The organism is Bradyrhizobium sp. Crot121 (genome assembly GCF_059512385.1).
The window spans coordinates 20,719-47,457 of the sequence record NZ_JCAMOR010000004.1; the positions used below are offsets into that span (position 1 = coordinate 20,719).

At 64.2% G+C, this 26,739-nt stretch carries 26 protein-coding genes; 12 read left to right on the top strand and 14 right to left on the bottom strand.

The window, feature by feature from the left end:
* The first annotated feature begins 43 nt into the window (after positions 1–43).
* From AC5ZGW_RS06110 to AC5ZGW_RS06120, 3 genes are all read left to right on the top strand, one after another.
* A complete protein-coding gene (locus tag AC5ZGW_RS06110) occupies positions 44–979 on the top strand; it encodes a glutathione S-transferase family protein (protein ID WP_130229003.1) in 936 nt (311 codons plus the stop codon).
* 17 nt (positions 980–996) lie between these two features.
* Positions 997–1,380: a VOC family protein gene (locus AC5ZGW_RS06115; protein ID WP_130229004.1), complete on the top strand. Its 384-nt coding sequence runs from the start codon at positions 997–999 to the stop codon at positions 1,378–1,380.
* 129 nt (positions 1,381–1,509) lie between these two features.
* Positions 1,510–1,752, top strand: coding sequence for a hypothetical protein (locus AC5ZGW_RS06120; protein ID WP_130229005.1), 243 nt, complete (start codon positions 1,510–1,512; stop codon positions 1,750–1,752).
* A 197-nt stretch (positions 1,753–1,949) separates the two neighbouring features.
* Here the strand turns inward: AC5ZGW_RS06120 and AC5ZGW_RS06125 are convergent, their stop codons facing one another.
* Complete coding sequence (locus AC5ZGW_RS06125; RefSeq protein ID WP_496113886.1) at positions 1,950–2,762, bottom strand: hypothetical protein; 813 nt, start codon at positions 2,760–2,762, stop codon at positions 1,950–1,952.
* Complete coding sequence (locus AC5ZGW_RS06130; RefSeq protein ID WP_463327396.1) at positions 2,659–3,015, bottom strand: hypothetical protein; 357 nt, start codon at positions 3,013–3,015, stop codon at positions 2,659–2,661. Before AC5ZGW_RS06130 ends, AC5ZGW_RS06125 begins: the two co-directional genes overlap by 104 nt.
* 271 nt (positions 3,016–3,286) lie before the next feature.
* On the opposite strand from AC5ZGW_RS06130, the gene AC5ZGW_RS06135 reads away from it, so the two are divergent.
* A complete protein-coding gene (locus AC5ZGW_RS06135; RefSeq protein ID WP_463327395.1) occupies positions 3,287–4,222 on the top strand; it encodes an OmpA family protein in 936 nt (311 codons plus the stop codon).
* A 139-nt stretch (positions 4,223–4,361) separates the two neighbouring features.
* Here the strand turns inward: AC5ZGW_RS06135 and AC5ZGW_RS06140 are convergent, their stop codons facing one another.
* The 8 genes from AC5ZGW_RS06140 to AC5ZGW_RS06175 all read right to left on the bottom strand — a co-directional run bounded on the left by AC5ZGW_RS06140 (position 4,362) and on the right by AC5ZGW_RS06175 (position 13,354).
* Complete coding sequence (locus tag AC5ZGW_RS06140) at positions 4,362–5,297, bottom strand: homocysteine S-methyltransferase family protein (protein WP_130227329.1); 936 nt, start codon at positions 5,295–5,297, stop codon at positions 4,362–4,364.
* Between the two features lie 225 nt (positions 5,298–5,522).
* Positions 5,523–7,280: an alkaline phosphatase gene (locus AC5ZGW_RS06145; protein WP_130227330.1), complete on the bottom strand. Its 1,758-nt coding sequence runs from the start codon at positions 7,278–7,280 to the stop codon at positions 5,523–5,525.
* A 192-nt stretch (positions 7,281–7,472) separates the two neighbouring features.
* The gene (argG, locus tag AC5ZGW_RS06150; protein WP_130227331.1) at positions 7,473–8,810 is read right to left on the bottom strand and encodes an argininosuccinate synthase; all 1,338 of its coding nucleotides are present in this window, start codon (positions 8,808–8,810) and stop codon (positions 7,473–7,475) included.
* A 101-nt stretch (positions 8,811–8,911) separates the two neighbouring features.
* Positions 8,912–9,667 carry a phosphatase PAP2 family protein gene (locus AC5ZGW_RS06155; RefSeq protein WP_130227332.1) on the bottom strand — a complete coding sequence of 252 codons (756 nt, stop codon included), beginning with the start codon at positions 9,665–9,667 and terminating at the stop codon, positions 8,912–8,914.
* A 179-nt stretch (positions 9,668–9,846) separates the two neighbouring features.
* Entirely contained in the window at positions 9,847–10,338 is a 492-nt protein-coding gene (locus tag AC5ZGW_RS06160) for a hypothetical protein (RefSeq protein ID WP_130227333.1), read from the bottom strand.
* 153 nt (positions 10,339–10,491) lie between these two features.
* Complete coding sequence (gene rlmN / locus AC5ZGW_RS06165; protein WP_130227334.1) at positions 10,492–11,706, bottom strand: dual-specificity RNA methyltransferase RlmN; 1,215 nt, start codon at positions 11,704–11,706, stop codon at positions 10,492–10,494.
* A gap of 65 nt (positions 11,707–11,771) precedes the next feature.
* Complete coding sequence (locus AC5ZGW_RS06170) at positions 11,772–12,392, bottom strand: invasion associated locus B family protein (RefSeq protein WP_130227335.1); 621 nt, start codon at positions 12,390–12,392, stop codon at positions 11,772–11,774.
* Between the two features lie 122 nt (positions 12,393–12,514).
* Positions 12,515–13,354 (bottom strand): SDR family oxidoreductase, encoded by an 840-nt coding sequence (locus AC5ZGW_RS06175; protein WP_130227336.1) that lies wholly within the window; start codon positions 13,352–13,354, stop codon positions 12,515–12,517.
* Positions 13,355–13,443: 89 nt separating this feature from the next.
* On the opposite strand from AC5ZGW_RS06175, the gene AC5ZGW_RS06180 reads away from it, so the two are divergent.
* The 3 genes from AC5ZGW_RS06180 to AC5ZGW_RS06190 all read left to right on the top strand — a co-directional run bounded on the left by AC5ZGW_RS06180 (position 13,444) and on the right by AC5ZGW_RS06190 (position 16,832).
* On the top strand, positions 13,444–14,418 hold the full coding sequence (locus AC5ZGW_RS06180) for an NADPH:quinone oxidoreductase family protein (RefSeq protein WP_130227337.1): 975 nt from the start codon (positions 13,444–13,446) through the stop codon (positions 14,416–14,418).
* A gap of 353 nt (positions 14,419–14,771) precedes the next feature.
* Positions 14,772–15,638 carry a hypothetical protein gene (locus AC5ZGW_RS06185; RefSeq protein WP_130227338.1) on the top strand — a complete coding sequence of 289 codons (867 nt, stop codon included), beginning with the start codon at positions 14,772–14,774 and terminating at the stop codon, positions 15,636–15,638.
* Between the two features lie 18 nt (positions 15,639–15,656).
* A complete protein-coding gene (locus AC5ZGW_RS06190) occupies positions 15,657–16,832 on the top strand; it encodes a TAXI family TRAP transporter solute-binding subunit (protein ID WP_028165177.1) in 1,176 nt (391 codons plus the stop codon).
* Here the strand turns inward: AC5ZGW_RS06190 and AC5ZGW_RS06195 are convergent, their stop codons facing one another.
* Complete coding sequence (locus AC5ZGW_RS06195) at positions 16,833–17,216, bottom strand: YkvA family protein (RefSeq protein ID WP_130227339.1); 384 nt, start codon at positions 17,214–17,216, stop codon at positions 16,833–16,835.
* Positions 17,217–17,327: 111 nt separating this feature from the next.
* Positions 17,328–17,627: a 4a-hydroxytetrahydrobiopterin dehydratase gene (locus AC5ZGW_RS06200; RefSeq protein ID WP_130227340.1), complete on the bottom strand. Its 300-nt coding sequence runs from the start codon at positions 17,625–17,627 to the stop codon at positions 17,328–17,330.
* Positions 17,628–17,799: 172 nt separating this feature from the next.
* Between AC5ZGW_RS06200 and AC5ZGW_RS06205 the strand changes: the two genes are divergently transcribed.
* On the top strand, positions 17,800–19,242 hold the full coding sequence (locus AC5ZGW_RS06205) for a TAXI family TRAP transporter solute-binding subunit (protein ID WP_165435319.1): 1,443 nt from the start codon (positions 17,800–17,802) through the stop codon (positions 19,240–19,242).
* 289 nt (positions 19,243–19,531) lie between these two features.
* On the top strand, positions 19,532–21,079 hold the full coding sequence (locus AC5ZGW_RS06210) for an alkaline phosphatase D family protein (protein WP_130227341.1): 1,548 nt from the start codon (positions 19,532–19,534) through the stop codon (positions 21,077–21,079).
* A gap of 99 nt (positions 21,080–21,178) precedes the next feature.
* Here AC5ZGW_RS06210 and AC5ZGW_RS06215 read toward each other — a convergent pair whose 3' ends face one another.
* On the bottom strand, positions 21,179–21,559 hold the full coding sequence (locus tag AC5ZGW_RS06215) for a response regulator (protein ID WP_130227342.1): 381 nt from the start codon (positions 21,557–21,559) through the stop codon (positions 21,179–21,181).
* A 200-nt stretch (positions 21,560–21,759) separates the two neighbouring features.
* Between AC5ZGW_RS06215 and AC5ZGW_RS06220 the strand changes: the two genes are divergently transcribed.
* The 3 genes from AC5ZGW_RS06220 to AC5ZGW_RS06230 all read left to right on the top strand — a co-directional run bounded on the left by AC5ZGW_RS06220 (position 21,760) and on the right by AC5ZGW_RS06230 (position 26,070).
* Positions 21,760–22,521: a Crp/Fnr family transcriptional regulator gene (locus tag AC5ZGW_RS06220; protein WP_130227343.1), complete on the top strand. Its 762-nt coding sequence runs from the start codon at positions 21,760–21,762 to the stop codon at positions 22,519–22,521.
* A 326-nt stretch (positions 22,522–22,847) separates the two neighbouring features.
* Entirely contained in the window at positions 22,848–24,674 is a 1,827-nt protein-coding gene (gene typA, locus AC5ZGW_RS06225; RefSeq protein ID WP_028165184.1) for a translational GTPase TypA, read from the top strand.
* Between the two features lie 151 nt (positions 24,675–24,825).
* Complete coding sequence (locus AC5ZGW_RS06230) at positions 24,826–26,070, top strand: flavin monoamine oxidase family protein (protein ID WP_130227356.1); 1,245 nt, start codon at positions 24,826–24,828, stop codon at positions 26,068–26,070.
* Between the two features lie 221 nt (positions 26,071–26,291).
* On the opposite strand, the gene AC5ZGW_RS06235 is transcribed toward AC5ZGW_RS06230, so the two are convergent.
* Positions 26,292–26,699 (bottom strand): thiol-disulfide oxidoreductase DCC family protein, encoded by a 408-nt coding sequence (locus AC5ZGW_RS06235; protein ID WP_130227344.1) that lies wholly within the window; start codon positions 26,697–26,699, stop codon positions 26,292–26,294.
* Positions 26,700–26,739: the final 40 nt, after the last annotated feature.

The following is a 26,739-nucleotide window of genomic DNA, read 5'->3' on the forward strand; positions in this document are numbered from 1 at the left end:
GGCCGGGGTTAGCCTTCCGTCGGCGTCTATCCAGGAGGGAACGATGAGTCCCGACTACCCGGTCATCCTCCATCATTTTCCTCAATCGCCGTTCTCGGAGAAGATCCGCCTGATCCTGGCGCTGAAGAACGTGACATGGACCTCGGTGCTGATTTCCCGGATCATGCCCCGTCCGGATCTGATGCCGCTGACGGGAGGCTACCGGCGGACCCCGGTGCTGCAGATCGGCGCCGATATCTACTGCGACACCCAATGCATCGTCCGCGAACTGGAACGGCGCTATCCGCAGCCGACGCTGTTCCCGAGCGGGTATTACGGGCTTGCCGCCGCGACCGCGATGTGGACCGACCGTCCGTTCTTCCAGAACACCGTCAACCTGATCTTCGGCTCGGTGGCCGACAATGTGCCGCAGGAGTTCATCGACGACCGCGAAAAGCTGCGCGGCGCCAAATTTGATGTTGCCGCCATGCGGGAAGCGATCCCGCAGATGCGCGATCAGTTTCGTGCCCACCTGCAATGGATCGAAGCCCAGCTTCGCAACGGCCATAGCTGGATGTGCGGCGATAGCGCCAGCCTGTGCGACGTCAACGCCTACATGAATATCTGGTACGTGCGCACCAACCTTCCCGACCTCGACAAGCTGCTGTTCGAGTTCCCCGCCACGCGATCATGGGAGGCGCGCATTCGCGCCATCGAGCACAAGCCATGCAAGGAAATCTCGCCCGCCTCCGCGCTCGACATCGCCGCCAATGCTGCGCCGCGGACCACCGTGCTGGCCGACCCTTACGATCCCAACCACCGCAAGCCGGGCGACCAGGTCGAGGTGATGCCCGATGACTACGGCAAGATCAAAGTGAGCGGCGAGATCGTTTCCCTGTCTTCGCAGCATATCGCGATCCGCAGGCACGACCCCCGCGCCGGCGAGGTGGTGGTGCACTTCCCGCGGGCCGGCTTTCTGGTGTTTGATCAGGGCAGATAGGCCGAAGGAGTTGCTTGATGATCGATCACATCGGTTTTCCGGTTTCCGACTATCAGCGTTCCCTGGCGTTCTATCAGCAGGCGCTCGCGCCGCTCGACTACACGCTGATCATGAAAGTCACGCAGGAGAACGGCGCTGACCGGGCGGCCGGCTTCGGCGCGGGCGGCAAGCCGGATTTCTGGATCGGCGGTGAAGGCGGGCTTGAAAAGCCGCTGCATGTCGCGATCGTGGCAAAGGACCGCGCAACCGTGGATGCGTTCTACAAGGCAGCGATCGCAGCCGGCGGACGCGACAATGGCGCGCCCGGTATCCGCGCGCACTATCATCCCAACTATTACGGCGCGTTCGTGCTCGACCCCGACGGCCACAACATCGAAGCGGTCTGCCACGCGCCGGAATAGTTCCGGGCTTGGACCGCCGGAACATCACAGCATGCGTGCCGTTATCGTTCTTCCGAAACAGAAACGGAGCGAACCATGACGCGTGATGATCCGCGCGCCGCGATCGGAAACAACGGCACGGTTACGTAGATGCCGATCGAACCGCCCGAGGTTCCGCCGCCAACACCAGGCACGCCGAGCGAACCACCTCCCGGAATCCCTCCGGGGAGTCCGCGCCCTGAGGTGCCGCCGCCGGCACGTGAGCCCGGCGAACCGCCAGTACCTGACGAACTGCCCGGCAAGCTGCCGGATGAATTGCCGATTCGCGGGCCGAACGGACCGCCTCCGCCGAATCCGACCGATGCCGCGGAACCACGCAAGCAACAATGGTGAGATCGCGATTTGCAAGTCTCGTCTGAATGAGCAATGAACAAGTTTGCTTGCAAGTCATTGCAACGCTGAAATAAAAAGCCTTTCCCCTTTGTCGCCCGCCACATTGCGGCCTAACGAATAACCGTTGATCCGACCGCCGAGCTATTCGGCCCCCGCCCATCCTCCTTCCTTACCAAGAACTTTCCCGGGACCTGCAATCATGACCAACCTCCGCCTCGTGCTGCTTGCCACGACCGCATTGACGGTGACGCAGCTAGCCAGCTTCGCATCGCATGCGCAAACCGCGCCACTCGTCGTGGCACAGGCAGCGGCGCCGAAGGAAGAACTCGGCCCCGACGGAAAGCCGAAGCAGCCACCGAAGGCAGCGCCGCCGGCCGGCGCGCCAAAGCAGCCCGCACCGCCGCAGCCGCCTGGCGCCGCTCCGCCTGCTCATCCGTCCGCTCCACCGGCCGCTGCGCCAGCGCGACCGGCACCACCGCCTCCGGCTGCTGCGCCGGCACGGCCGACACCGCCGCCGGCCGCCGCTCCGGAACGACCAACGCCTCCGCCTGCCGCGCCGACACGGCCGACTCCGCCTCCAGCCGCTGCTCCAGAGCGGCCAACGCCCCCGCCTGCCGCCCCGGCACGGCCGACTCCGCCGCCAGCCGCTGCTCCGGAACGACCAACAGCTCCACCTCCGTCTGCTGCTCCGCCGGCGCGTCCGACGCCGCCTCCGGCAGCAGCGCCGCATACTCCGACGCCGCCCACTGCAGCGCCGCCGGCGCGCACGCAGCCGCCCACGCCTCCATCCGCGGCGACGCCGCCCGCTGCGCCCACGACGCCAGCCACTCCGACGCCACCGCGCGGCGCGCAAAAGGAGGTGCCGCCCGCCGGCGCCAAGCAGCCCGCGCCTGCGCCGACGCAGCCTCATCCCGCGCCTGCGGCAACGCCGACACCCGCAACGCCGCCAGCCGCGGGAAGTCCGTCTCCGACTCCTTCGCCGGCACGGCCTGGCGCGGCGACGACGACACCTCCCGCCGCCGGTACGCCGGCGAGCCAGCCTCCCGCTGCAGGCACGCCGCCCGCCGGCGCCAAGCAGCCCGGGGCGGCCCCCACCGCCACGCCGACGCAGACTCGGCCTGCGCCTGCGGCAACGCCGACACCCGCAACGCCGCCGGCCGCGGGAAGCCCGTCTCCGACGCCTTCGCCGGTGCGGCCTGGCGCAGCGACGACGACACCTCCTGCCGCCGGCACGCCAGCGAGCCCGCCTCCGGCTGCAGGCACACCGCCTGCCGGCGCACCCGCTGCCGGAACTCCGACTGCGCCGCCCCAAGCCGGCCTCCCGCCCCGGCCTGCAGCTCCTCCCCCCGGAGCCGCTGCGCCGACCGTCGTCCCCGGCACGCCCGCCGCAGCGCCCCCGCCCAACAGGGCGCAATACGCGCCGCCGACGATTGCGCCGGCCTTCCGGGCGGCACCTACGGTCGCAGCGCCGCTGCCACCACCGCCGCGTCCGCCGCAGCGTGACCTGACGCCGCTCGCGATCGGTGCGGGCGTGGTGGCCGGCGCCGTGATCGGCGCGACAATCGCCGACCTCCGCAACCAGCGACAGGAAGTCGTCGAAGGCGGCCGTACCGTCTACACCGAGCCGGATCGCATCATCATCCGCGACCCGAGTGGGCAGGAGTACGTCCGCGGCAACGATCTCTATCGCTTCCGCTATGGCGCTCGCGACATCCGGAGCGAGACGATCGGCGGCGAAACCCGCACCGTCGTGGTCCGTCCCGACGGCAGCGAGGTGATCACCGTGGTTGGTGCGGACGGCACGCTGCTGCGGCGAATCCGCAGGGACCCCGGCGGCCGCGAGATCGTCATCATCGACAACAGCTACCGCGATCCGCGGGCGGTCGGCGGCTTCTATGTCGACGTGCCGCCGCCCGTGGTCAACATTCCCTACGATCGCTACATCGTCGACGCCCAGGAGGCGTCGCCGGACGTGATCTACGAGACCATGGAGGCACCGCCGGTACAACGGATCGAACGGCGCTATTCGCTCGACGAGATCCGCTACAGCCCCAATGTTCGCATGCAAATGCCGAGCATCGACGTCAACACGATCAACTTCGAGACGGGATCGTGGACTATCCCGCCGGACCAGGCGGCTCGGCTGCAGGTGATCGCCGACGGCCTCAACCGCGCGATCCAGCGCAACCCGCGCGAGGTGTTCCTGATCGAGGGACACACCGACGCGGTCGGCAACGACGTCGACAATCTGTCATTGTCGGATCGCCGTGCGCAGTCCGCGGCTGAATTGCTGACCCAGCAGTTCGGTGTGCCGGCGGAGAACCTGACGTCGCAGGGCTACGGCAAGCAGTATCTGAAGGAGCAGACGGACGGACCGAGCCGCATCAACCGGCGCGTCACTGTCCGCCGCATCACCCCGCTGCTCAACGGCGGCACCGCTTCACTGCCACCACCCAGCACACCGCGCTGAGGCGAGCGATTTCGAACAAATGGCCGGGAGCGATCCCGGCCATTTTTGTTTCGACAGTGACCACGAATTCGCTTCAGACTTTTGATGGGTTTCGCTTCGCTCGACCCATCCTACGAGCCCGTCATTGCGGGCCACTCGGCTATAGGCAGGCTTCGCAGATCGCGGCGACATGGCGATGGTCGGTGCCGCAGCAGCCGCCGAGAATGTGCATGCCGGGAAACGAGCGCCGGAGGTCGACATAGCGGCGGCCGAGATCGGTGGGATCGCCGGCATCGAGCGTCTCGGATTCGTCGAGCTCCTGGTGGCTCTTGGCCGACGCATTGGCCCTGACGCCATGGATGCGCCCGGCCCACGTGTCGCCCGCGCTCAACGCGCCTGCGAAATGGGACGGATGCGCGCAGTTGATCAGGAAATATTCCGGCCCGTTTTGCGTGGCGCGATCGACAGCCTCGATCGCCTCACGCAGCGTTTCACCCTTCACCAGACGACCATCGGTTTCGACGGTGAAGGAGATCGCCACCGGAATACCGTGTGCCTTGGCCGCGTGGACGATGCCGATCGCCTCATTGATCCCGTTCAGCGTGAACGCCGTCACCATGTCGGCGCCGCCTTCCGCGAAGGCGGCAATCTGTGGCGCATGATAGGCTTCCGCCTCCGATGCATCCATGTTGCCGGCTTTGTAGCCATCGCCGCGCGGACCGATCGCGCCATCGATGACACATGGCATGTTCGGCCGCTCCCAGCCGGTTCGCAGATGGTTCAGGAACTCAATCGAACGGACGTTGATCGATGTCAGCGCAGCCGCGTCGTAGCCGAGCTTGACGCCCCAATCCGGATTGGCGCGCCAGGTCGGGCTGTCGAGCACGAAACCGGTGCCCTTCGCGCGCGCAATCGCAAGGTAGGACTCGTAGTAGCGCTTGAGGTGCTCACGACCATCCGCGGAATCGAGCAGGACGAAAGCGGCAAAGTGCGGCAGCTCGAGGCTGTGGTGGAAGATCAGCGTCGTTTCCATGCCGCCGTCGGTCAGGAAGATGCCGCCGCGCCGCTGTGGCAGGTCGTGCCGATACTTGGCCATTGATGCCTCCGTGATCAAAAGGGCTGTCACCGGTAGGTCGGCCAATGCCGGGTTTGGTTGGGCCGGCTGGTGCCTCATATTGTCGCGACTTCCAGATGGCTCCCGCGCGCAGAGGCGTGAACGCAGAACCTGTCGGGATGGGCAAAAGCGTAGCGTGCCCGCCTCCGAGCGGAGTGTTGATCGCGGGCACGCTTCGCTTCGCCCACGCTACAAGAGCTCGCGAGGCTACGGCGCCGGTGCGGCAAGTCCCAGCGCATCGGCGATGACACGGAAGACGTCCGTGTTGTCCATCGAACCATGAACGCGTTCGCTGCCTGGGCCGGTTGCTGTCAGGATGACGTCTTCTCCCGAATGCACGCTGGCGCCGATCATCGCCGGCAGATTGCCGGGGCGTAGCACGGCTCCCGGAACGTCCTTGTATTTGTCGTTGGCTTTGAAAGTCCCAGGCTCATCGCCCTTCGCCGTCGGATCATTCGGGTTATCGAGCTTGGGGCGGAAGGTTTCGTAATGGTCCGGCAGGCTGGCCGAGAAAATCGCGAGCCGCCGGCTGACATCCACCCGCGAGGGATAGCCTTCCGCATCGGCAGCCGGATAGTTGGGGAATCCCGCCTTGTCATAGACGCCGACGCGTTCGCGGAACGGGACGTTGGGCGTCTTAGTCATGTCGTCATTGATGGTGCCGACAAGACTGTTGGGATGATTGTGGTCCGCCACCACCAGGATCAAGGTGTCGTCGCCGCGGGCCTGCGCCCAGTCGCGCGCAAAACGAACGGCATTGTCGAGCATGATCGTGTCGTAGACCGCGCGCTCCATGTCCAGGAGATGAGCGTATTTGTCGATTAGTCCCGATTCCACCATCAGGAAGAAGCCGGCATCGTTCTTCGACAGCACTTTCAGCGCGGCCTGCACCTGCTCGGTCAGGTCGGGCTGTTCGGGAAACTTGCCGACGCTGCCGCCTTTGAGGAACTTGCGGTCCAGGACGCCGTCCATGTTGCCGGAGGCAAACAGTCCCAGCAGCTTGTTCGTGTCGGGTTTCGCAGCCGAGGCATCAAGCTCGGACTTTGTCGTCACCACCTGATAGCCGGCATCGCGAAAGCGGGCGATGTAATCGATGTCGTCCTTGCGCTTTCCCGCTGCTGCTTGCGGCAGGAAATTCGCGCTGCCTCCTCCCATCAGGACATCGGGCTTGGCGGCGAAGAGCTGCGCGACGATCTCATCATAGGCGGCGCGGCGGCGGGTATGCGCGACCATTGCCGCCGGTGTGGCATCCTCGACTTCGGTGTTGGTGACGATCCCGATGCCCAGACCAAGCCGCCGCTTCGCGACGCTGGTGATGGTTTCGACCTTGGGATCATCGAACGGGCTTGTGGAGCGATCAGCGTAGACACCCAACGCGTTGACGGCGGTCTTGTGGCCCGTGGCGTAGGCGCTGGCCGCATTCGCCGAATCGGTGATGATCGAATCGGAGCCGGCAGTCGCAACCAGCGCCATATGCGGCATGTCGTCGATGGCAAGCTTGCCGAGGCTTTTGCCTTCCGCAATTCCCTTGGAGAGCATACGCGCCGCAACCCGATGCGCCGGCGACAGTCCATCACCGATGAACAGGATCACGTTCTTGGCCTTGCGCGGACCGGTGTCGTAAACCGACCACACGACAGTGCGGCTGCGTGCGCCGTCAGAGACTTCCACCTTCACGCTTCCGGGCTTGGTCAATGCGACGTCGCGAACGATCAGGGCCGACTGCTCCTTGCCGTCTTCGTGCTCCACGAAGGTGCCGGGCTGGCCGAACGCTGCGGAATAATCCGCGCCGTTCACCGTGACTTTCACATTCGCCGGATCAACGCGATCGGGAAACTCGACCTTGAAGTCGAAATGGGCGCTGGCGAGGATGTCGGCGCGGTCGATCGGATAGATCGTCTGGGCTAGCGTCGGCGATCCGGACAACAGGACGAGGAGAGCGGCACCGGCAAATGGCTTGATCATGATTTGCGCCCCACAATTGTTCGCCCGCGCCGTCCGGCTGCAGTACGGAGGTCACGGGCGCGCAGGCGACGAGACTAGCCGCGCCGAATGACGCGTCCATTACACATCGAGCCTGGATACCGGCGATGGATCGTCGCAGTCCGTAGCCCGGATGGAGCGCAAGCGTAGTCCGGGCTACGGAGCTCACACGCTTCAGCTCTTGTCGCTATCGAGCCTCAAGATGTTCGAGCCCTCGCCGAGCGACAGCAAGCCTGTCTCCGCGTAGAGATCCAGCTTGGTGCGGGTATCGGCGATGTCGAGGTTGCGCATTGTGAGCTGGCCGATACGGTCCGCCGGCGTGAACGCCGCATCCTCCACCTTCTCCATGCTCAGCCGCTCCGGCTGATAGCTCAGGTTCGGGCTCTCGGTGTTCAAGATCGAATAGTCGTTGCCGCGGCGCAGCTCGAGCGTCACCTCACCGGTGATGGCGCGCGCCACCCAACGCTGGGCGGTTTCGCGCAGCATGAGAGCCTGAGAATCGAACCACCGCCCCTGGTAGAGCAGCCGGCCAAGGCGCAGGCCGTTGATCCGGTACTGCTCGATGGTGTCTTCGTTGTGGATGCCGGTGATCAGGCGCTCATAGGCGATGTGCAGCAGCGCCATGCCGGGAGCTTCATAGATGCCGCGGCTCTTTGCCTCGATGATCCGGTTCTCGATCTGGTCGCTCATGCCAAGACCATGCCTGCCGCCGATGGCGTTGGCCTCGAGGAACAGCGCCACCGGGTCCGGGAAAGTCTGGCCGTTCAGCGCGACGGGCTGGCCTTCCTCGAAGCGCACGGTGACCTGTTCGGCCCTGACGACACAGTCGTCGCGCCAGAACGGCACGCCCATGATCGGATTGACGATCTTGATACCGCTTTGCAGGCTCTCGAGATCCTTGGCCTCGTGGGTTGCACCGAGGAGATTGCTGTCGGTCGAATACGCCTTCTCGGCGCTCATCTTGTAGGCGAACCCTTGCGCGGTCATGAACGCCGACATTTCCGCGCGGCCGCCGAGCTCGTCGATGAATTGCTGGTCGAGCCAGGGCTTGTAGATCTTCAGGTTCGAATTGGTCAGCAGGCCGTAGCGATAGAACCGCTCGATATCGTTGCCCTTGAAGGTGGAGCCATCACCCCAGATGTTGACCCCGTCCTCCTTCATGGCCGAGACCAGCATGGTGCCAGTCACGGCGCGACCGAGCGGGGTGGTGTTGAAATAGGTGGCGCCGCCGGTCGAGATGTGGAAGGCACCGGATTGGATCGCGGCAATGCCTTCGTGGACCAATTGCATACGGCAATCCACGAGGCGGGCTTTCTCGGCGCCGAACTCCATGGCCTTGCGCGGAATTTCGTTGTAGTCGGACTCGTCGGGCTGGCCGAGGTTCGCGGTGTAGGCAAAGACGCGCGCGCCCTTCTGTTTCATCCATAGCAGCGCTGCGCTGGTGTCGAGACCGCCCGAGAAAGCGATGCCGACTTTTTCGCCCTTGGGCAGGCTTTTCAAAATCGTACTCATGGAGCGTCCAATCGGTCGTAAAGTCGTTTGCTGTTAAGTTGCGCGAATATCAAATTTCGCGCTGATGGGCACGTGATTAATGGCGGCCTTTATGACGTCGCTCATATCGACGGCCTGGGGTCCGTCTCGCGCCGGCGCCACCGTCGCGCGAACCGGGTTAGCGCGGCATCAACCTGGGCATCCGTCACCCGCGTCGACGGCCAGCGGTAGATCAGGGCATAGGCGAGCCAGATCACCAGGTAGGTCACGATGCCGGCAATCGCGACGTCGGTGAAGAAATGCCCGCCAAAGGCCATCCGCAGGGCGCTGGTGGCGATACCGAACACGGTCGCCGCCGCAAACGCCAGGGCGCGCCATTGCGGCGGCGCCAGCGCTGCCGGCGCATAGGTCCAGAACGCAGTCGCCCCCTCGCCGGAGAAGAACGAGCAGTTGCGGCCGCAGGTGCCGCGCGGATCCCACCACGGCACGAAGCTCTTGTCGCCGGCAAACTCGGTCACCGCCACCGGTCGCGGCCGGCCCCAATAGGTCTTGAAGGTGAAGTTGGTGAGGACGCCGGCGGAGAGCAGCAGCGTCACCAGGAGAAACGTCGCGGCGCGGCCCGAGATCAGCATCGGCCGGTCGGGCCGGATCATCTTGACGACGAACGCAGCGATCGCGGGCAGCGCAAATCCCCATGCGATCCACATCGCCGCATCGCGCGCAAACGACGCGACAGCGTTCAGCTTCAGCGGAAAGGTTTTTTGCGCGGCATCGTAGAACAGCGCACCGAGCTTCAGGTCGAGTTCGGGAAAGAGCCCGAACAACAGCCCGATCACGACCGCAAGCCCCAGCGCGATGAAAAGTCCGGTCCGGTTCATGGCGCGCGGTTTACCCGAGGCGGCGGGATGTGGAAACCCCGAATTCAACCGTCATTGCGGGGAGCGATAGCGACGAAGCAATCCACCTCTCCGCACGCGCAGCTGCATGGATTGCTTCGCGGAGCCTGTCGTCGGGCGGCGCTTCGCGCCGACCCGGTGGCTCGCAATGACAGCTCCATTCACGGCTGCGGCCGGGATTGTGACGGCAGTGGCGGGGGCGGCGGCAATTTGCGCGGCGGCTCGCGCCAGGCGCCGGCGGTGCGGCCCGCAATCAGCCAGTACACCAGACCCGCGACGATGCCGGCGCCGGTCATGATCTCGAGATGGCGATGCACGATGCCCTCGAACCGGAACGTATCGGGGTCGAACGGAACCAGGCCGAGATAACAGGCGGCCCCGACGATCGCGCCGCCGATCGCATAGCTCAGCGCGCCCCGGACATTGAAGGCTTCCGTGATCAGCACCACGATCAGCGCCGGCAGCAGCGCGAATCCGGAAATGAAGATGAAGCCGAAGCCGAGCACGATGTTGATGGCGTTCTGATCGATCTGACCGGTGCCGATATCGCTCAGCTCCGGATAGAGCACCGCCACGACGATGATCATGCCCGCCACCAGACAGGAGGCAAGGAAAGCGAGCAGGATCAGGAAGACGCGGCCGATCAGTGCCATGGCTTCATTCCACCGTCAGACCGTACCCGCGACACTACTCTCCACCGTCATGCCCGGGCTTGACCCGGGCATCCACGCCTGCCTCGAAGCTTCGGAAAGACGTGGATGGCCGGGACGAGCCCGGCCATGACGAGTTTCGGTGCATAGATCGTCTCAATCCGTCATCGCCATTGCGCGCAGCGCCTGGCGCTCGCGGGCGGAGAGTTTTTCGGTCTCCGATTTCAACTGGCCGCAGGCGGCGAGGATGTCGCGGCCGCGCGGGGTGCGCACCGGCGAGGAATAGCCGGCGTTGAAGATATATTCGGAGAACTTCTCGATCTGCTCCCAGTCCGAGCATTCGTAACGCGTGCCCGGCCAGGGATTGAACGGGATCAGGTTGATCTTCGCCGGAATGCCCTTCAGCAGCTTCACCAGCAGCTTGGCGTCATCGAGCGAATCATTGATGCCCTTCAGCATCACATATTCGAAGGTGATGCGCCGCGCATTGGAGGCCCCGGGATAGTCGCGGCAGGCCTGCAGCAATTCCTGAATCGGAAATTTGCGGTTGAGCGGCACCAATTCGTTGCGCAACTCGTCGCGCACGGCATGCAGCGAGATCGCGAGCATGACGCCGATCTCCTCGCCGGTGCGGATGATGTTCGGCACCACGCCCGAGGTCGACAGCGTGATGCGGCGGCGGGAGATGCCGATGCCTTCATTATCAGCAACGATGAGCAACGCATCGCGCACCGCATCGAAATTGTAGAGCGGCTCGCCCATGCCCATCATCACGACGTTGGTGACGAGGCGGCCGCCGCTCTCGCGGTCGGCCCAATCGTTCAGCCGATCCCGCGCCACCATCACCTGGCCGACGATCTCGCCGGCCGTGAGGTTACGCACCAGGCGCTGCGTGCCAGTGTGGCAGAAGGCGCAATTCAGCGTGCAGCCGACCTGCGAGGAGACGCAGAGCGTGCCGCGATCGGTCTCGGGGATATAGACGCATTCGACTTCATGCGGCTTCTCAAGATCGTTGCCGCTGGGCAGCCGCAACAGCCATTTGCGGGTGCCGTCGTTCGAAATCTGCTCGGCGACCACTTCGGGCCGGTCGACGGTAAAATGCTTCTCCAGCTCGCTGCGCATCTCCTTCGAGACGTTGGTCATCTCGGCAAAGCTCTTGGCGCCGCGGAAATAGATCCAGTGCCAGAGCTGCTGGGTGCGCATCTTGCGTTGCGAGGCCGGCACACCGATCTCGCCGAGCCGCTCGGCGATCTCCGTGCGCGACAGCCCGATCAGCGACGGCTTGGCCGGCGGCACATAGGTCTCGAGCGGAACTTTCTCCACGAGCGCGGTGCTGGCGCGATCGCTCTGGCTGGTGAGGGTGTCGGTCATGAAACATCACATAGGCCTTCCAGCAGGCGCTGGAAAGGCGGGAAATGCGCGGATTTCAGGCTGAATTAGCGCCGGCAGTCCTGCGCCAGCCGATCGAGCGCCTGCGACAGGCCCTTGAGCGAGAACGTGTCCGTCGTCTCGGTGCCCTTGGCCGAGACGCCTTTCACGGTCAGGTCCGCAGCCTTGCGCATGGCTTCGACCATGCGCTCTTCTTCTGCGGCGTTCTTGATCCAGAGCCCGTCGCCCTGGGTGTACATCGCATACGACCCGCCGCCGACCTCGAGCGTCGATTCCGACCCGGGCTTCAGGGTGTAGCCGATCATGATCGAGACTTCGTTGATGACCTTTTCCGCCGGACGGGTCGAGACGAAGGCGTAGGCCGGATCGCGCGGGCGATTCGGCGGATTGGTCTTCGACGACGACGGTTTTGCCAGCGCAAAACACACCTTCTTGCCGTTCGGGGTCGCGGTATAGGCGCCCCAGGTGCCGAACTGGCCAATCAGGGTCGGTTCGGCGCCCCCGGCCGCGGCAGCCGCCGCAGCGCCCTCCGGCTTGGCCGGGGCCGCAGACTTTGCCGCGCCCTTGGTGGCCGCCTTGGGGGAACCGCCCTGCGCCACGGCAAGGGAAGTCGTCGCGCAAAGCAGGGCGCCTGCAACCAGAGATGTCAGTATTTGCCGCACGGACAACTGGTTCCCCTATCATTGTGACTGGAAGATGGCCCAACCGGCGTCGTCCCCGGCGCGATGCAATAGCCGGAAAAGGCCTTTTTGGGAAGGTAGTTAGGGGCATGGCGCGCGGTTCCGCCGCATTAACTTTTGGTACGCGAGGCGCGCTGCTGTTCCCATTGCGCGTCGGTCCAATGCAGGAGGTCCTCCGCCCCGGAGCTGCGCAAATGCGCCCCGCCGTCCTGCACCACCATCTCGCCATTGATGTAGCCGGCCTGGTCGGAGATCAGGAAACTCGCGAGGTTGGCGAGCTCGCCGTGCCCGCCGGGACGGCCCAGCGGGTTGCGGTGCGCCCAGCTCTCCTCGCGCCCTTCGGGCCGGAGCTGGCCGGTTGCTCCCGGCGTCGGAAATGCGCCCGGCGCGATCGCGACAGTGCGGATGCCCTTTGGCCCCCATTCCACGGCAAGGCTCTTGGTCATCGCAAGCACCGCCGACTTCGCCATCGCTGACGGCACCGTGAAGGCGCGCCCGGTGATCGTCGAGGTCGAGAGGATCGAGAGGATGACGCCTTTGTGCCCGCTCTCGATCCACCGCTTGCCGGCGGCAAGCGTGCAATACATCGTGCCGTGCAGCGTCGGCGCCAGGATCGCGTCCGCAGCACGGAATGAGAGATGCTCAGTCTGTGCAATGAAGGTTGCGGCCGCGTTGTTGACGAGCACGTCGATCGGCGCTTCCTGCCAGATCGCGTCCATCATCGCATCCACCGCCGCGCCGTCGCGGATGTCGCATGTGATTGTAGTGACCTTGGCGCCGAGATCGTCGCGCAATCTCGTCGCCGTGTGCTGCAGTAATTCCGTCCTGCGGCCACAGATGATCAGTTCGGCGCCGAGCTCGGCAAAGCGTCGCCCCATCGCTGCGCCAAGCCCGGAGCCGCCGCCGGTGACGAGGATCCGCTTGTGTGCCAGCAGGCTCTTTTCAAACATTGTTTGATCCCTCCGCGTTGTATTGTCGCCCGGCTTCAAATCCGGCATGAAGCGAGTAATCCTTCTGTGTCCGAAAATCAGGTGCATCCATGAAAGCCATTCTCTGCACAGAATATTGCCAACCCGACGATCTCGTGCTGGCTGACGTGCCCGATCCCGTGGCCGGACCGGGCGAAGCGGTGATCGCGATCAAAGCCGCGGCCCTGAATTTCTTCGACATCCTGATGATCCAGGGCAAGTACCAGATCAAGCCGCCGTTCCCGTTCTCGCCCGCGGCAGAAGTCGCCGGCGTGATCGAGAGCGTCGGCGACGGCGTCACTGATCTCAAGCCCGGCGATCGCGTGGTCGCCTCCTGCGGCCACAATGGCGCGCGCGAGAAGATCGCGCTGCCGGCGAATTCGATCGTGAAGATTCCCGACAATCTCGATTTCGATCGCGCCGCCGGGATCATCATCATCTACGGCACAGCGCTGCACGCGCTGGAAGATCGTGCGAGCCCGAAACCGGGCGAGACGCTGGCCGTGCTTGGCGCCGCCGGCGGCACGGGGCTTGCGGCCTGCGAGCTCGGCAAGTTGATGGGCCTGAAGGTGATCGCCTGCGCCTCCTCGGACGAGAAGCTTGAGTTTGCCAAGCAGCATGGCGCCGAGCTGACGCTCAATTACGCCAAGGAAGATCTGAAAGAGGGCCTAAAGGCGCTGACCGGCGGCAAGGGCGTCGACATCATCTTCGATCCCGTCGGCGGGACCTACGCCGAAGCTGCGCTCCGCGCCATCGCCTGGGAAGGCCGCTTTCTCGTCATCGGCTTTGCCGCCGGCGACATTCCGAAGATGCCGCTCAACCTTGCGCTGCTCAAAGGCTGCGATATCCGCGGCGTGTTCTGGGGCGCGTGGACGCGGCTCAACCCCGAGAAGAACCGCAAGAACCTGCAGAAGCTCGTGCAGTGGACCGCCGAAGGAAAAATCTCTTCGCATGTCGATCGCACCTTCCCGCTGTCGCAAACGGCGGAAGCACTGAAGGTGCTCGCCGGCCGCAAGGCGATGGGCAAGGTGATCCTGCATCCATAAAGAGGCGACACGCGCGTGAGTTGTGGCGCCATCCAGGCGCCGCGCTCTCCTATTACGGAATCACGCGCACTTACCCCGTGACCCCAATTCATTTAACTATGTGAATTAACTGACCGGGTTAGTTCCGAATGCGGAACTTATTCCCAAAATCACCATTTTTAATTTAGTGAATAGGGCATTTTTGCCATAATCGAACCAAAATAAGTCCCAATTCCCGCAGGTCAGGGCCGTTTTTTGGGCTCATTCGCAGTGCGTAAGTTCCCGTTAGCGGGCACTCGGGGAAAGCCGACAAGAAGCAAGAGACAACCAGAGATGCCCCATGCGTTGCGTATTGTGTAACGGGAAGCGTCAAAATGGTGGATATTTCATCACGCGTCACGCCGAGACAGGCGCATGACGTAGATATCGATGATCCTGAGCTGGCAGAGTATCGCTACCAGCGGTCGTATCGATCGGATACCGACATCGACACAGACGAGCCCGCCCCGCTGTTCCTGTCATACCCTCTCGACGAGGACAGCGGTGCGAAATATCGGCGAGGTTCTCTCGAACGTTCGCTCGGCCGCTCGTTGCTCACGAGTGGTCTTCTCATCGCTGCCGCCGCAGCGGCGGCTGTCCTGCTGGTTTCGCTAGACGTCACGCATAACATCACGGCCACCGCCAAGACGTGGCTGCTCGGCACCTCGCAAGTGCAGGCCCGAACCGTCATGGCGGCGCTGCCGCAACCCGTGAGCGAGCCTGTACCGCCACCATCGACCAATTCAGGTCCGCCGTCGCGCGAGCAAATCACGGCCGCGTATCAGGAGGCGATCAAGGGCGGCCAGGCCGTGGTCCGGTCGGTGGCACCGCCATCTGCCGCTCCACCGGCACCAGCAGCCGCTCCACCCGCGCCATCCGCCGCAGTACAAGCGGCACCGCCCGCTGCGCCGCCGGCAAGACAGGTCAGTCCCGACGAGCTCGGCGCACTGATGAAGCGGGCGAACAGCCTGCTTGCGATCGGCGATATCGCAGCCGCACGGCTGCTGCTCGAGCGCGCCGCCGATGCGCAGGAGGCCGACGCGGCGCTGCTGCTGGCGCGGACCTACGATCCCCTGGTGCTGGGAACGAAGGATGCGCGCGCCATCACGCCCGATCCGGCTCAGGCGCGGATCTGGTACCGCCGGGCGGCCGAGCTTGGCTCGCAACACGCCCAGCAACGTCTCACACAAATGCAAGATTGAACCTTTTTGGGGTAGCACATGCTGCGATTGTTTGGAGTGGCGTTATTCGCCCTGACGATGATTTGCGGCCCGACAGTACGGGCTGAGGAAACCGAATATGATCCGGCCAAGGTCAGCGACAGCCTGAGGGCCATCTTCCAGTTCGGCTCGGCCGCCACCAAGCAGAACCTGAACGCCAACACGGTGACGCTGATCACGGGCACGATCGGCGGCACCTACGTCCAGTTCGGCGCCGACCTCGCTTCCGTGCTCGACGACGGCAACAAGTTGCGCGTACTGCCGATCGTCGGGCGCGGCTCCGTGCAGAGCGTCGCCGATATCCTGTTCCTGCAGGGCGTCGATCTTGGCATCGTCCGCGCGGACACGCTGGACTATCTCGAAAGAAAGGGCTTTGCGAAGGACATCAAGAGGCAGTTCGCCTATGTGACCAAGCTCTATAACGAGGAGATGCATGTCGTCGCGCCGAAGACGATCAAGACCCTGAAGGATCTCGACGGCAGGATCGTCAGTGTCGACCTGCCCAATGGCGGCACCTTCGTCACCGCGCTGACAGTGTTCGAGCGGCTCGGGATGAAGGCGAAATTTCTCTACATCGAGCAGCGCATCGCAATGGAGAAATTGAAGGCCGGTGAAATCGACGCCGTGATCGTGACCGGCGGCAAGCCGTACAAATCCGTCAGCACATTCAACAATGACGGCCGCTTCCACCTCGTCACCGTCAACTATGACAAGCCGCTGCAGAACGACTATCTGCCGGCGACGCTCACCTCGAAGGATTATCCGAACCTGATTTCGGATCAGGAGCGCGTCGACACCATCGCCGTGCCTGCCGTGCTCGCGGCCTATAATTGGGCGCCGAACACCGAGCGCTCGCGCAAGCTGGCGCTGTTCGTGGACGCTTTCTTCACGAAATTCCCGGCCTTCCAGAATCCGCCGTTCCATCCGAAGTGGAAGGAGGTCTCGCTGGCTGCACCGCTGCCAGACTGGACCCGGCTGCCGTCGGCCAAGCAATGGCTGGAGAAGCACAGCGTGGAAGCGGTGACACGCAGTCGCTTCGATGAGTTCCTGAAGCAATCGCCGGGCGCAGCCAAGCTGCAGACGGACGCCGACAAGGAGGCGCTGTTCAAGCAGTTCCAGGCCTGGGAAGCGGAGAACAATGCCCGCGCGCAGGTGCGCACAGGCGAGAAGCGCTAGCTAGATCTCCTCGGCCGTCTCGATGCCGCGCTTCAGCGCGGCACGGGCGGCTTCGCGGTGCTCCGGCGTGATGTGGCTTGCGACCATGCGGATCGCGGTCGCCAGGATCGCAGCATCATCGGTGAAGCCGAGAACCGGCATCACGTCCGGCACGAAGTCGAACGGCAGGACGAAATAGGCGATGGCGCCAAGCAGCGCCGCCTGCACATGGCGCGGCGTCTCTTTGTCGAAGGCGCAATAATAGGCCGCCAGTAGATCTTCGGCGAAAGGCAGTTTCGCCGCCACCCGCTTCAACTTGATCCAGAAACGCCGTCGCACGCTCTCGCGGTCCTGCGCCAGCCCATCGGCCGGCTCGAAAGCGACAGTGTGTTCGGATGATGTCATCGGAAGAAGCTCCCTCGGACCACAGCCGCCAAACGGTCCCGCGACCCCTGACGCAAAAGGTGGGGACCTCCCGCCTGCCCTGCAAGATCATCCAAGGAGAAGTCGCCTCTCTCAGCCAGCCTGCTTGGCGATCGCCTCCATCGCCCTGGCCAATTCGATGTCGCGCGCCGTGACGCCGCCGGCGTCATGGGTTGCGAGCACCACATCGACCGTCTTGTAGACGTTCCTCCATTCCGGGTGATGGTCGCGCTTCTCCGCGATCAGCGCGACGCGCGTCATGAAGCCGAAGGCCTCGTTGAAATCCCTGAACGTGAAAGTCTTGGCGATCGCCTCACGTCCCGGCACCTCGGACCAGCCGGATAGTTCCTTCAGCGCCGATTTCCGCGGTTCCGCCGATAACCGTCCTGCCATGGCAAATCTCCACTTCACTCGTTCACACCCTAACACCGGCAGCCACCAGCGGGATCCATGCTCACGACGCGGCCGCAAAGCGCGTCCTATCGCCGCTGGTAACCATGACGGGATTGTAACCTAGCTGCTGCCGGAATTTTGTTACAATGCAAAGGATAAACGCGTCGGCGGGATGACCCAGAACCTCAAACGGCTGTTTGCGCGATCGATGACCGAGCCTGACTTCGTCGCCGCTCCAGCTTCGCCTCCGCCGCGTTCGGCGCGGCGTCGGCTGAGTTTCGTGATGATTGCCGGCGCGCTTGCCATCATCGGCGCACTGGCCGCCGGCTATTACTTCGCGATGCGGCCGGTGAACTTGAAAATCGCGGTCGGGCCCGCCAACAGTGACGACCTCAAAGTAGTCCAGGCGCTCGCCCAAGCCTACAACCAGGGCAACAGCCAAATCCGGCTGCGTCTGATGCAGACGGACGGCGCGGTAGCGAGCGCCGAGGCGCTGGCCGGCGGCAAGGCCGACCTCGCCATTATCCGCGGCGATCTGGATGTCCCCAAGAATGCGCAGGCGGTGGCGACGCTGCGCAAGAATGTCGTGGCGATCTGGGTGCCGCCGCAGGGCAAAGGCAGGGGCAGGAAAGCAGCGCCAAAAATCACCAAGATCGCGCAGCTCGCCGGCCACCGCGTCGGTGTCGTCGGCCGCACGCCCGCCAACGTCAACCTCTTGAAGGTGATCCTGCAGCAATATGGCGTCGACCCCGCCAAGGTAGAGATCGTCCAGTTTCCCGCCAATGAGACGGCCGAGACCATCAAGGGCCAGAAGGCGGACGCCTATCTCGCCGCCGGACCCGTCAACAGCAAGATCACAACCGACGCGATCGCAGCTTCGACGCGCGGCACGCCGACCTTCCTCGCCATCGACGCGGCGGAAGCGATCGCGCAGAACCATCCCGCCTATGAAGCCTCGCAAATCCCCGCCGGCTCGCTCGGCGGCGTCGACCGCCCTGCGGACGAGGTCAAGACCATCAGCTTCTCGCACCATATCGTGGCGCGCAGGGGCATTTCCGAATCGACCATCGCCATCTTCACCCGACAGCTGTTCTCGATCCGGCAGTCGCTGAAGAACGATTTCCCGCCGGCCGCCAGGATCGAGACGCCGGACACCGACAAGGACGCCACGATTCCCGTGCACCCTGGCGCTGCGGCTTTCGTCGATGGCGACGAGAAGACCTTCCTCGACCGCTACAGCGATTACATCTGGTGGGGGCTGATGCTGGTCTCCGCAATGGGTTCGGCCGGCGCCTGGTTTGCCGGCTACCTGAAGAAGGACGAACGCAGCATCAACACGTCGCAGCGCGACCGGCTGCTCGACATGCTCGCTGCCGCGCGCCACAGCGATTCGATGGAAGAACTCGACCAGATGCAGGCCGAAGCCGACAACATCCTGCGCGAAGCGCTGACCTGTTTCGAGCACGGCGGAATCGAGCAGGGCACGCTGACCGCCTTCAACATCGCGCTCGAGCAATTCCACAATGCGGTCACCGACCGCAAGCTGCTGTTGATCAGCATGCCGCAAAACCTGCAGCGCGCCAGCGCGCAATTCCGGGCGGCAGGGACCGCTTAGCCAAGGCGGGACGCAATCGGGTTCGCTTCAGTTCCCTGTTTGCGGGGCACGCGACCTCTCCTCCGTCATTCCGGGATGCGCCGAAGGCGCAGGCCCGGAATCCATCGGGCCGCAAGCGACGTGGATGAATGGATTCGGGGCTCACGCTTCGCGTGCCCCGGAATGACGACCAGATGCAATTTCTCTGCGATCACGTGGAGATGGCCGCCGTAATCGCTTCGTCATAGAATCCTTCTAGGTCTGTTGCGACATTTCGGCGCATCCGGCGCCGGACCGACGGAGGCTTGCCATGACGATCAGGATTTCCCGCCGAAAGTTCCTCTCTTCAGCCGCTGTCGGCGCCGGCGTCATCGCGATGCCCCACCTCTCCCGCGCCGCCGACCGGCCGGCCGTCACCCATGGCGTGCAGTCCGGCGACGTCGGAGTTGACGGCGGCGTGGTCTGGGCGCGCGCCGACCGGCCGTCGCAAATGATGGTCGAGGTCGCGACGACCGAATCCTTCAAGGACGCGCGCGCACTGCCGCCGATCGCGGCCCTGCCCGAAAGCGATTTCACCGCCAAGATGCTCCTGGAAAACCTGCCCGCGGGCCAGGACATCTTCTACCGCGTGCGCTTCCGCGACCTCGCCCATGTCAACGTCCTCGGCGAGCCCGTAACCGGCCGCTTCCGTACCGCGCCCGCCGACCGGCGCGATGTCAGCTTTGTCTGGGGCGGCGACGTCGCCGGCCAGGGCTGGGGCATCAATCCCGACGATGGCGGCATGTTCACCTTCGCCACCATGGCCAAATACAAGCCGGATTTCTTCCTGCATTCCGGCGACACCATCTATGCCGATGGCGTCATTCCGTCCGAGGTGAAACTCGCCGACGGCAAGCTCTGGAAGAACCTCACCATCCCGGAGAAGGCCAAGGTCGCCGAGACGCTCGACGAGTACCGCGCGGCGCACAAGTACAACCTGCTCGACGAGCATGTGCGCGGCTTCAATGCGGAGGTGCCGATCTTCGTGCAGTGGGACGACCACGAGGTCACCAACAACTGGTCGCTGTCGAAACAGCTTCCTGCCGCCTACAAGGAGCGCGACATCAACGTGCTGGCGGCGCGTGCGGCGCGCGCCTTCCACGAGATGTATCCGATGCGCGAAAGCATCGTCGAGCCGGGACGCGTCTATCGCACGCTCAGCTACGGACCGCATCTCGACGTATTCATGCTGGACGAGCGCAGCTATCGCGGACCCAACGGGCCAAACCAGCAGACCAGCTACGGTCCCGATGCTTATTTCCTTGGCCCGGACCAACTCGCCTGGCTGAAGCGCGGACTGCTCAACTCGCGCGCCACCTGGAAGGTGATCGCCTCCGACATGCCGCTCAGCCTCATCGTCTATGACGATGCGGCCAACAGCAAGGGCTCCGAAGCGTTCGCGCAAGGAGACGGCCCGGCGCGCGGCCGCGAGCTCGAGATCGCCGAGATCCTGCGTTTCATCAAGACCGCCGGGATCGTCAACACCGTGTGGCTGACCGCCGACGTGCACTACGCCGCCGCGCACTATTACAATCCGAACAAGGCGCAGTTCCAGGACTTCGACCCGTTCTGGGAATTCGTCTCCGGCCCGCTGCATGCCGGCACTTTCGGCCCCAACGAGCTCGACAACACGTTTGGACCCGAGGTGAAGTTCATCAAGGCGCCCGGAGCCGACAAGCAGAACCTGCCGCCATCGGCGGGCATGCAGTTCTTCGGCCACGTCAAGATCGACGGCGCGACCGGACAGATGACAGTAACCTTGCGCGACCGCGCCGACGTCGCGCTGTGGTCGACCACGCTCGACCCGAAGCCGGTGTAACATCGTAACGTAGTGACGTGACGTAGCCCGGATGGAGCGCAATCCGGGACGGTCTATCCGCGAACCCAGGACCCCGGATTGCGCTGCGCTTCATCCGGGCTACGAATCCGAAACCCTCATTCGCAGCGCTGCTTCCAGCGCTTCGGTCGAGCATGGCTTGACCAGGCGCGGCTTGCCGGCCAGCGCAGCGGGAAGCTGGACGTCAGCGCCATAGCCGGTGACGAAGAGATAGGGGATCCGTAGCGCGTCGAGCTCCTCGGCGAGCGCAAAGGTGTTCTCGCGGGCCAGCACGACATCCAGCAGCGCGAAGTCGGGCCGGCGATAGGCGATCATCTGAAGTGCTCGCGCGACGCTGGTCGCTGTCCGCACCGTCTTCACCCCGAAGCCGAGGATCGTGTCCTCGAAATCGATGGCGATGATCGGGTCGTCCTCGACGATCAACACGTCGGAAGGCATGCGGCTGAAGAGGGCCGGTATCATATGCGCGCCAGGTCCTGTTTTGAGGCATTGATCTGATGGTCCGGACATGAGCCGCCAGTCGGCACGCTGCCGGCGCCTCTGAAGCACACCGGCGGTTCCCGCATTGAAACCACCACACTGCGGTCCCGGCGTCTGTTCACTTGTGCACACAACAGGAGGAACGGGTTGACTATCGTCGCGGTTGGTGAGGGGGAGACCCGATGCTTCAACAACGCAGCCAACCGGACAGAGCCGACCGGCCCTTCAACAACCTGTTGCGCCGTCTGAGCGACGCCGATTATGGGCTGATCGCACCGCACCTCGCGCGCGCCGAGGCCAATGCCAACGACCTGCTTTACAGCCCCGGCGACGACGTCGAGACCGTGTATTTTCCCTGCGGGCCCGGCCTCGTCTCCTACCTCGTGACCAACGAGGACGGCCGGGACGTCGAGACCATTCTGGTCGGCCGCGAGGGTGCCGTCGGTGGCATCGTCAGCCAGGGATCTCTTCCCGCCTATACCCGCATCATCGTCAAATTCGGCGGGCCGTTCGCGCGGATGACGGTCGGCAGGCTGGAAGCGGCCAAGCTGAAATCGCCCTCGATCCGCAACGTCTTCGCGCGCTACGCCGATTGCATGCTGGCGCAGATCTTTCAGTCGACGGCCTGTAACGCGATCCACTCGATCGAGCAGCGCACCGCCAAATGGATCATCTCGGCGATGGAGCGCACCAATGGCGATGGCGCTGTGCCGCTCACGCATGAGCAGCTCGCCACCCTGCTGGGGGTGGGCCGTAGCTATGCCAGCCGCGTGATTCAGTCCTTCAAGGCCGAAGGCGTGCTGGAGACGCGCCGCGGCGCGATCCTGGTCCGCAACCACGACGTCTTGCGCCTCCGCTCCTGCCTGTGCAACGAGGCCGTCAAGGACCACTTTGAGGAGGTGCTCCGTGGGGTCTATCCGAGCAAGGAAGAGGAAGCCGGATAGGCATCATGAAATCAGGCTGAATTGCATCCCCGGCCACGGTGCGCCCCCTCTCCCGCTCGCGGGGAGGTGCCAAAGGGTTCCAAAAACGGCGGGTACCCGGCAAACAACGCATTGTTTTTTGGCGGTTTCTGACTATATTGCGCCGCAAACGCGCAAGCTTTGCCCGGTCCCTTTTGGCCGGGCTTGCTTTTTGAGGCGAGCCGCGCCCCGCGAGATTTCAAAGGCTTGAGTGTGATCCGGACCCGGAGGGGCCGTAGTTACCAAAGATCGATCCCGGCTTTCCGGCGAGATCGCTCAAGACCTGTGCACGACTGAAAAGCAGAGCCATGAATCTTCGTAACGTCGCCATCATCGCCCACGTCGACCACGGCAAGACCACCCTGGTGGACCGCCTGCTGCAGCAATCCGGTACGTTCCGCGAGAATCAGAAGGTCGCCGAACGCGCCATGGACTCCAATGATCTCGAGCGCGAGCGCGGGATCACCATCCTGGCCAAGGCCGCATCGGTGCAGTGGAAGGACATCCGCATCAACATCGTCGATACCCCCGGCCACGCCGATTTCGGCGGCGAGGTCGAGCGCATCCTCAACATGGTGGACGGTGCGCTGGTGCTGGTGGATGCCGCCGAAGGCCCGCTGCCGCAGACCAAGTTCGTGGTCTCCAAGGCGCTCAAGGTCGGCTTGAAGCCGATCGTCGTCATCAACAAGGTCGACCGCCCCGACGCGCGACCGACGGAAGTCATCAACGAAGTGTTCGATCTGTTCGCGGCGCTCGATGCCAGCGAGGAGCAGCTCGATTTCCCGATCCTGTACGGCTCGGCCAAGCAGGGCTGGATGGCGGAGAGCCCGGAAGGCCCAAAGGAAGCAGGCATGCAGCCGCTGTTCGATCTGATCGTGCGGCACGTCGCGCCGCCGAAGGTCGAGGAAGGCCCGTTCCGCATGATCGGCACCATCCTCGAGGCCAATCCCTATCTGGGGCGTATCATCACCGGCCGCATCACCTCCGGCATCGTCAAGCCGAACCAGGCTGTGAAGGTGCTAAATGCGGAAGGCAAGCTGGTCGAGCAGGGACGCGTGTCAAAGATCCTGGCGTTCCGCGGAATCGAGCGCACACCGCTCGATGAAGCTGAAGCCGGCGACATCGTCGCCATTGCCGGCCTCACCAAGGGCACCGTCGCCGATACGTTCTGCGATCCCACCGTCGAGACGCCGCTGCTCGCGCAGCCGATCGATCCGCCGACGGTGTCGATGTCCTTCATCGTCAACAACTCCCCACTCGCAGGCACCGAGGGCGACAAGGTGACGAGCCGCATGATCCGCGATCGCCTGATGCGCGAGGCTGAAGGCAATGTCGCGCTGCGCGTCATCGAAGCCGCCGATAAAGACTCGATGGAAGTCTCCGGCCGTGGCGAATTGCAGCTCGCGATCCTGATCGAGACCATGCGCCGCGAAGGTTTTGAGCTCTCGGTGTCGCGTCCGCGCGTCGTGTTCAAGAAGGACGAGGCCACGGGCCAGGCGCTGGAGCCGATCGAGGAAGTCGTGATCGACGTCGACGAGGAGCATTCCGGCGTCGTCGTGCAGAAGATGAGCGAGCGCAAGGCCGAGATGATCGAGATGCGCCCGTCCGGCGGCAACCGGCTCCGGCTCGTGTTCTACGCGCCGACCCGCGGCTTGATCGGGTATCAGGGTGAACTGCTCACCGACACCCGCGGCACCGCGATCATGAACCGCCTGTTCCACGGCTATGCGCCCTACAAGGGCGAGATCCAGGGCCGTCGCAATGGCGTCCTGATTTCCAACGATCAGGGCGAGGCCGTCGCCTATGCCATGTTCAAGCTGGAGGATCGCGGCCCAATGATGATCGAGCCGGGCTGGAAGGTCTACAAGGGCATGATCGTCGGCGAGCACACCCGCGACAACGATCTCGAGATCAATGTGCTGAAGGGCAAGCAGCTCACCAACATCCGCACCACCTCCAAGGACGAAGCGGTGCGCCTGACCCCGCCGATCCGGATGACCCTGGAAAAGGCGCTGGCCTATATCGAGGACGACGAGCTCGTCGAAGTGACGCCGAAGTCGATCCGGCTGCGCAAGAAGCACCTCGATCCAAACGACCGCAAGCGCGCCGAAAAGGCCAAGGAAGCGGTGGCTTAACCTCTCGCTCCACAAGGGAACCGTCATGGCCGGGCTTGTCCCGGCCATCCACGTCTTCGATACTGGGAACCAAGAGCTGGATGCCCGGGACATCTGCGCGAAGACGCGCTTCGCGCTTTTGCGCCGGCATGACGATGAAGTGGACGACCCGATGTCCCTCCCCTCCTCAGTCGACGTCGCCATCATCGGCGCTGGCGCAGCCGGCCTTGGCGCAGCCAATGCGCTGAAGGATTCCGGCCTGTCGGTGATAGTGCTGGAAGCGCGCGACCGCCTCGGCGGGCGGGCGCATACGGTGCAGGCCGCGCCCGATGTGGTGTTCGACGTCGGCTGCGGCTGGCTGCATTCGGCGGACAAGAACAGTTTCGTCGCCGTCGCCGAACAACTGAATTTCGAGATCAACAAGACCTTGCCGCCCTGGCGCGAGCGCGCCTATGGCAAGGCGTTCCCGCAAGCCGATCGCGACGATTTCATGCGTTCGCTCGATGAATTCTACGAGCGCGCTTGGAAGGCCGCGCAAAGGGGCGAGGACGCGCCCGCGAACCGTTATCTCGAGCCGGGTAATCGCTGGAATCCGATGATCGATGCGATCTCCACCTATGTGAACGGCTGCGAGCTCGACCAGGTCTCGATTCTTGACATGGAGGCTTATGAGGACACCAACATCAATTGGCGCGTGCGGCGCGGCTATGGCGCGCTGGTCGCCGCCTATGGTGCCTCATGTCCCGTCGCGCTCAATTGCAATGTCACGCTGATCGACCATTCCGGAAAACGCCTGCGCCTCGAAACGTCGCTGGGCACCCTTGCGGCCGACCATGTGATCGTGACCGTGCCGACCAATTTGATCGCGGATGAAGCGATCCGCTTCTCGCCCGCGCTGCCGTCAAAAGTCGACGCCGCGCGCGGACTGCCGCTCGGCGTCGACGATAAGGTGGTGCTGGCGCTCGCCGATGCGGAGGCATTTCCGAAGGAAGGCAATTTGCGCGGCGCCACCATGCGCACCGAAATGGGCACCTATCACATCCGTCCGTTCGGCCAGCCCTGCATCGAGGGCTTTTTCGGCGGCCGGTTCGCAAAAGAGCTGGAAGATGCCGGCGACGGCGCCTTTGCCGCGCACAGCATCGACGAAATCGCGGGCTTTCTCGGTAGCGACATCCGGCGCAAGCTGACGCCGCTTGCGGAATCCCGCTGGGCGCACGACCCCTTCGCCCGCGGCGCCTATTCGCACGCGCTCCCCGGCCATGCCGGCAAACGTGCCGTGCTGGCCGCGCCCGTCGATGGACGATTGTTCTTCGCGGGTGAAGCGACCTCGCCGAACTTCTTCTCCACCGCACATGGCGCGCGCGACTCCGGCGAGCGCGCGGCACAGGAAGTGCTGGCTTCAAAGGCGAAGCGCTAACCGCTTTCCAGTCATCGCGAGCAGCGTAGCCCGGGTGGAGCCAACGGGTCGCGTGAACGCGCGCCCGATGACAGGCTCCACGCAACACGGGACATCTCTATCCGCCTTGCGAGCGGCCCGGGGTTACGCTGGCGCTCCACCCGGGCTACGAGGCTGTGGTTATGGGTCGCTGCTTTCGCACGGACGACAGTCGTAGGATGGGTAGAGCGCAGCGAAACCCATCATTCAATCACCCGCGTCCGCATCTCAGCATCCGGCACAAAGCAAGTCTCGTATTTGCCGAAAATGCGATAGCGATTGCGTGCCACGAGATTGTAGACGGCGTCGCGCAGCGGCTTCGGCACCGCGAACAGTGCTCGGGTCCAGCGCCAGCCCGGCAGGTGGCTCAGCACCGTGAGCGCGGCGTCGGATTTGAAATAGGCGACACCGCCATGCACGACGGCGTTGGTGTCAGGATCAGCAGGATCGATGCCGAATGCCCGCGCCAGCCGCGTGCCATAGCCCGATTGGACTGGCGTGAAGCGGAAGCGGCGGTCCGCGTCGCGCGCGACGACGAAGCGGACCCAGCGCGAGCAGAAGATGCAGACGCCGTCATAGAGGATCACGTCATCGTCCGGCCAGAGTCGCATTCTGTTTCCAGTTGACGCATTCTTGCGCGACGACGAAGCG

Excerpts from the sequence above, each read along its gene's own strand:
- AC5ZGW_RS06110 (WP_130229003.1), top strand. The coding sequence starts at position 44 with ATGAGTCCCGACTACCCGGTCATCCTCCATCATTTTCCTCAATCGCCG.
- AC5ZGW_RS06115 (WP_130229004.1), top strand. The coding sequence starts at position 997 with ATGATCGATCACATCGGTTTTCCGGTTTCCGACTATCAGCGTTCCCTG.
- AC5ZGW_RS06120 (WP_130229005.1), top strand. The coding sequence starts at position 1,510 with ATGCCGATCGAACCGCCCGAGGTTCCGCCGCCAACACCAGGCACGCCG.
- AC5ZGW_RS06140 (WP_130227329.1), bottom strand. The coding sequence starts at position 5,297 with ATGGCCAAGTATCGGCACGACCTGCCACAGCGGCGCGGCGGCATCTTC.
- AC5ZGW_RS06145 (WP_130227330.1), bottom strand. The coding sequence starts at position 7,280 with ATGATCAAGCCATTTGCCGGTGCCGCTCTCCTCGTCCTGTTGTCCGGA.
- argG (WP_130227331.1), bottom strand. The coding sequence starts at position 8,810 with ATGAGTACGATTTTGAAAAGCCTGCCCAAGGGCGAAAAAGTCGGCATC.
- AC5ZGW_RS06155 (WP_130227332.1), bottom strand. The coding sequence starts at position 9,667 with ATGAACCGGACCGGACTTTTCATCGCGCTGGGGCTTGCGGTCGTGATC.
- AC5ZGW_RS06160 (WP_130227333.1), bottom strand. The coding sequence starts at position 10,338 with ATGGCACTGATCGGCCGCGTCTTCCTGATCCTGCTCGCTTTCCTTGCC.
- rlmN (WP_130227334.1), bottom strand. The coding sequence starts at position 11,706 with ATGACCGACACCCTCACCAGCCAGAGCGATCGCGCCAGCACCGCGCTC.
- AC5ZGW_RS06175 (WP_130227336.1), bottom strand. The coding sequence starts at position 13,354 with ATGTTTGAAAAGAGCCTGCTGGCACACAAGCGGATCCTCGTCACCGGC.
- AC5ZGW_RS06180 (WP_130227337.1), top strand. The coding sequence starts at position 13,444 with ATGAAAGCCATTCTCTGCACAGAATATTGCCAACCCGACGATCTCGTG.
- AC5ZGW_RS06185 (WP_130227338.1), top strand. The coding sequence starts at position 14,772 with ATGGTGGATATTTCATCACGCGTCACGCCGAGACAGGCGCATGACGTA.
- AC5ZGW_RS06190 (WP_028165177.1), top strand. The coding sequence starts at position 15,657 with ATGCTGCGATTGTTTGGAGTGGCGTTATTCGCCCTGACGATGATTTGC.
- AC5ZGW_RS06195 (WP_130227339.1), bottom strand. The coding sequence starts at position 17,216 with ATGACATCATCCGAACACACTGTCGCTTTCGAGCCGGCCGATGGGCTG.
- AC5ZGW_RS06200 (WP_130227340.1), bottom strand. The coding sequence starts at position 17,627 with ATGGCAGGACGGTTATCGGCGGAACCGCGGAAATCGGCGCTGAAGGAA.
- AC5ZGW_RS06205 (WP_165435319.1), top strand. The coding sequence starts at position 17,800 with ATGACCCAGAACCTCAAACGGCTGTTTGCGCGATCGATGACCGAGCCT.
- AC5ZGW_RS06210 (WP_130227341.1), top strand. The coding sequence starts at position 19,532 with ATGACGATCAGGATTTCCCGCCGAAAGTTCCTCTCTTCAGCCGCTGTC.
- AC5ZGW_RS06215 (WP_130227342.1), bottom strand. The coding sequence starts at position 21,559 with ATGATACCGGCCCTCTTCAGCCGCATGCCTTCCGACGTGTTGATCGTC.
- AC5ZGW_RS06220 (WP_130227343.1), top strand. The coding sequence starts at position 21,760 with ATGCTTCAACAACGCAGCCAACCGGACAGAGCCGACCGGCCCTTCAAC.
- typA (WP_028165184.1), top strand. The coding sequence starts at position 22,848 with ATGAATCTTCGTAACGTCGCCATCATCGCCCACGTCGACCACGGCAAG.
- AC5ZGW_RS06230 (WP_130227356.1), top strand. The coding sequence starts at position 24,826 with ATGTCCCTCCCCTCCTCAGTCGACGTCGCCATCATCGGCGCTGGCGCA.
- AC5ZGW_RS06235 (WP_130227344.1), bottom strand. The coding sequence starts at position 26,699 with ATGCGACTCTGGCCGGACGATGACGTGATCCTCTATGACGGCGTCTGC.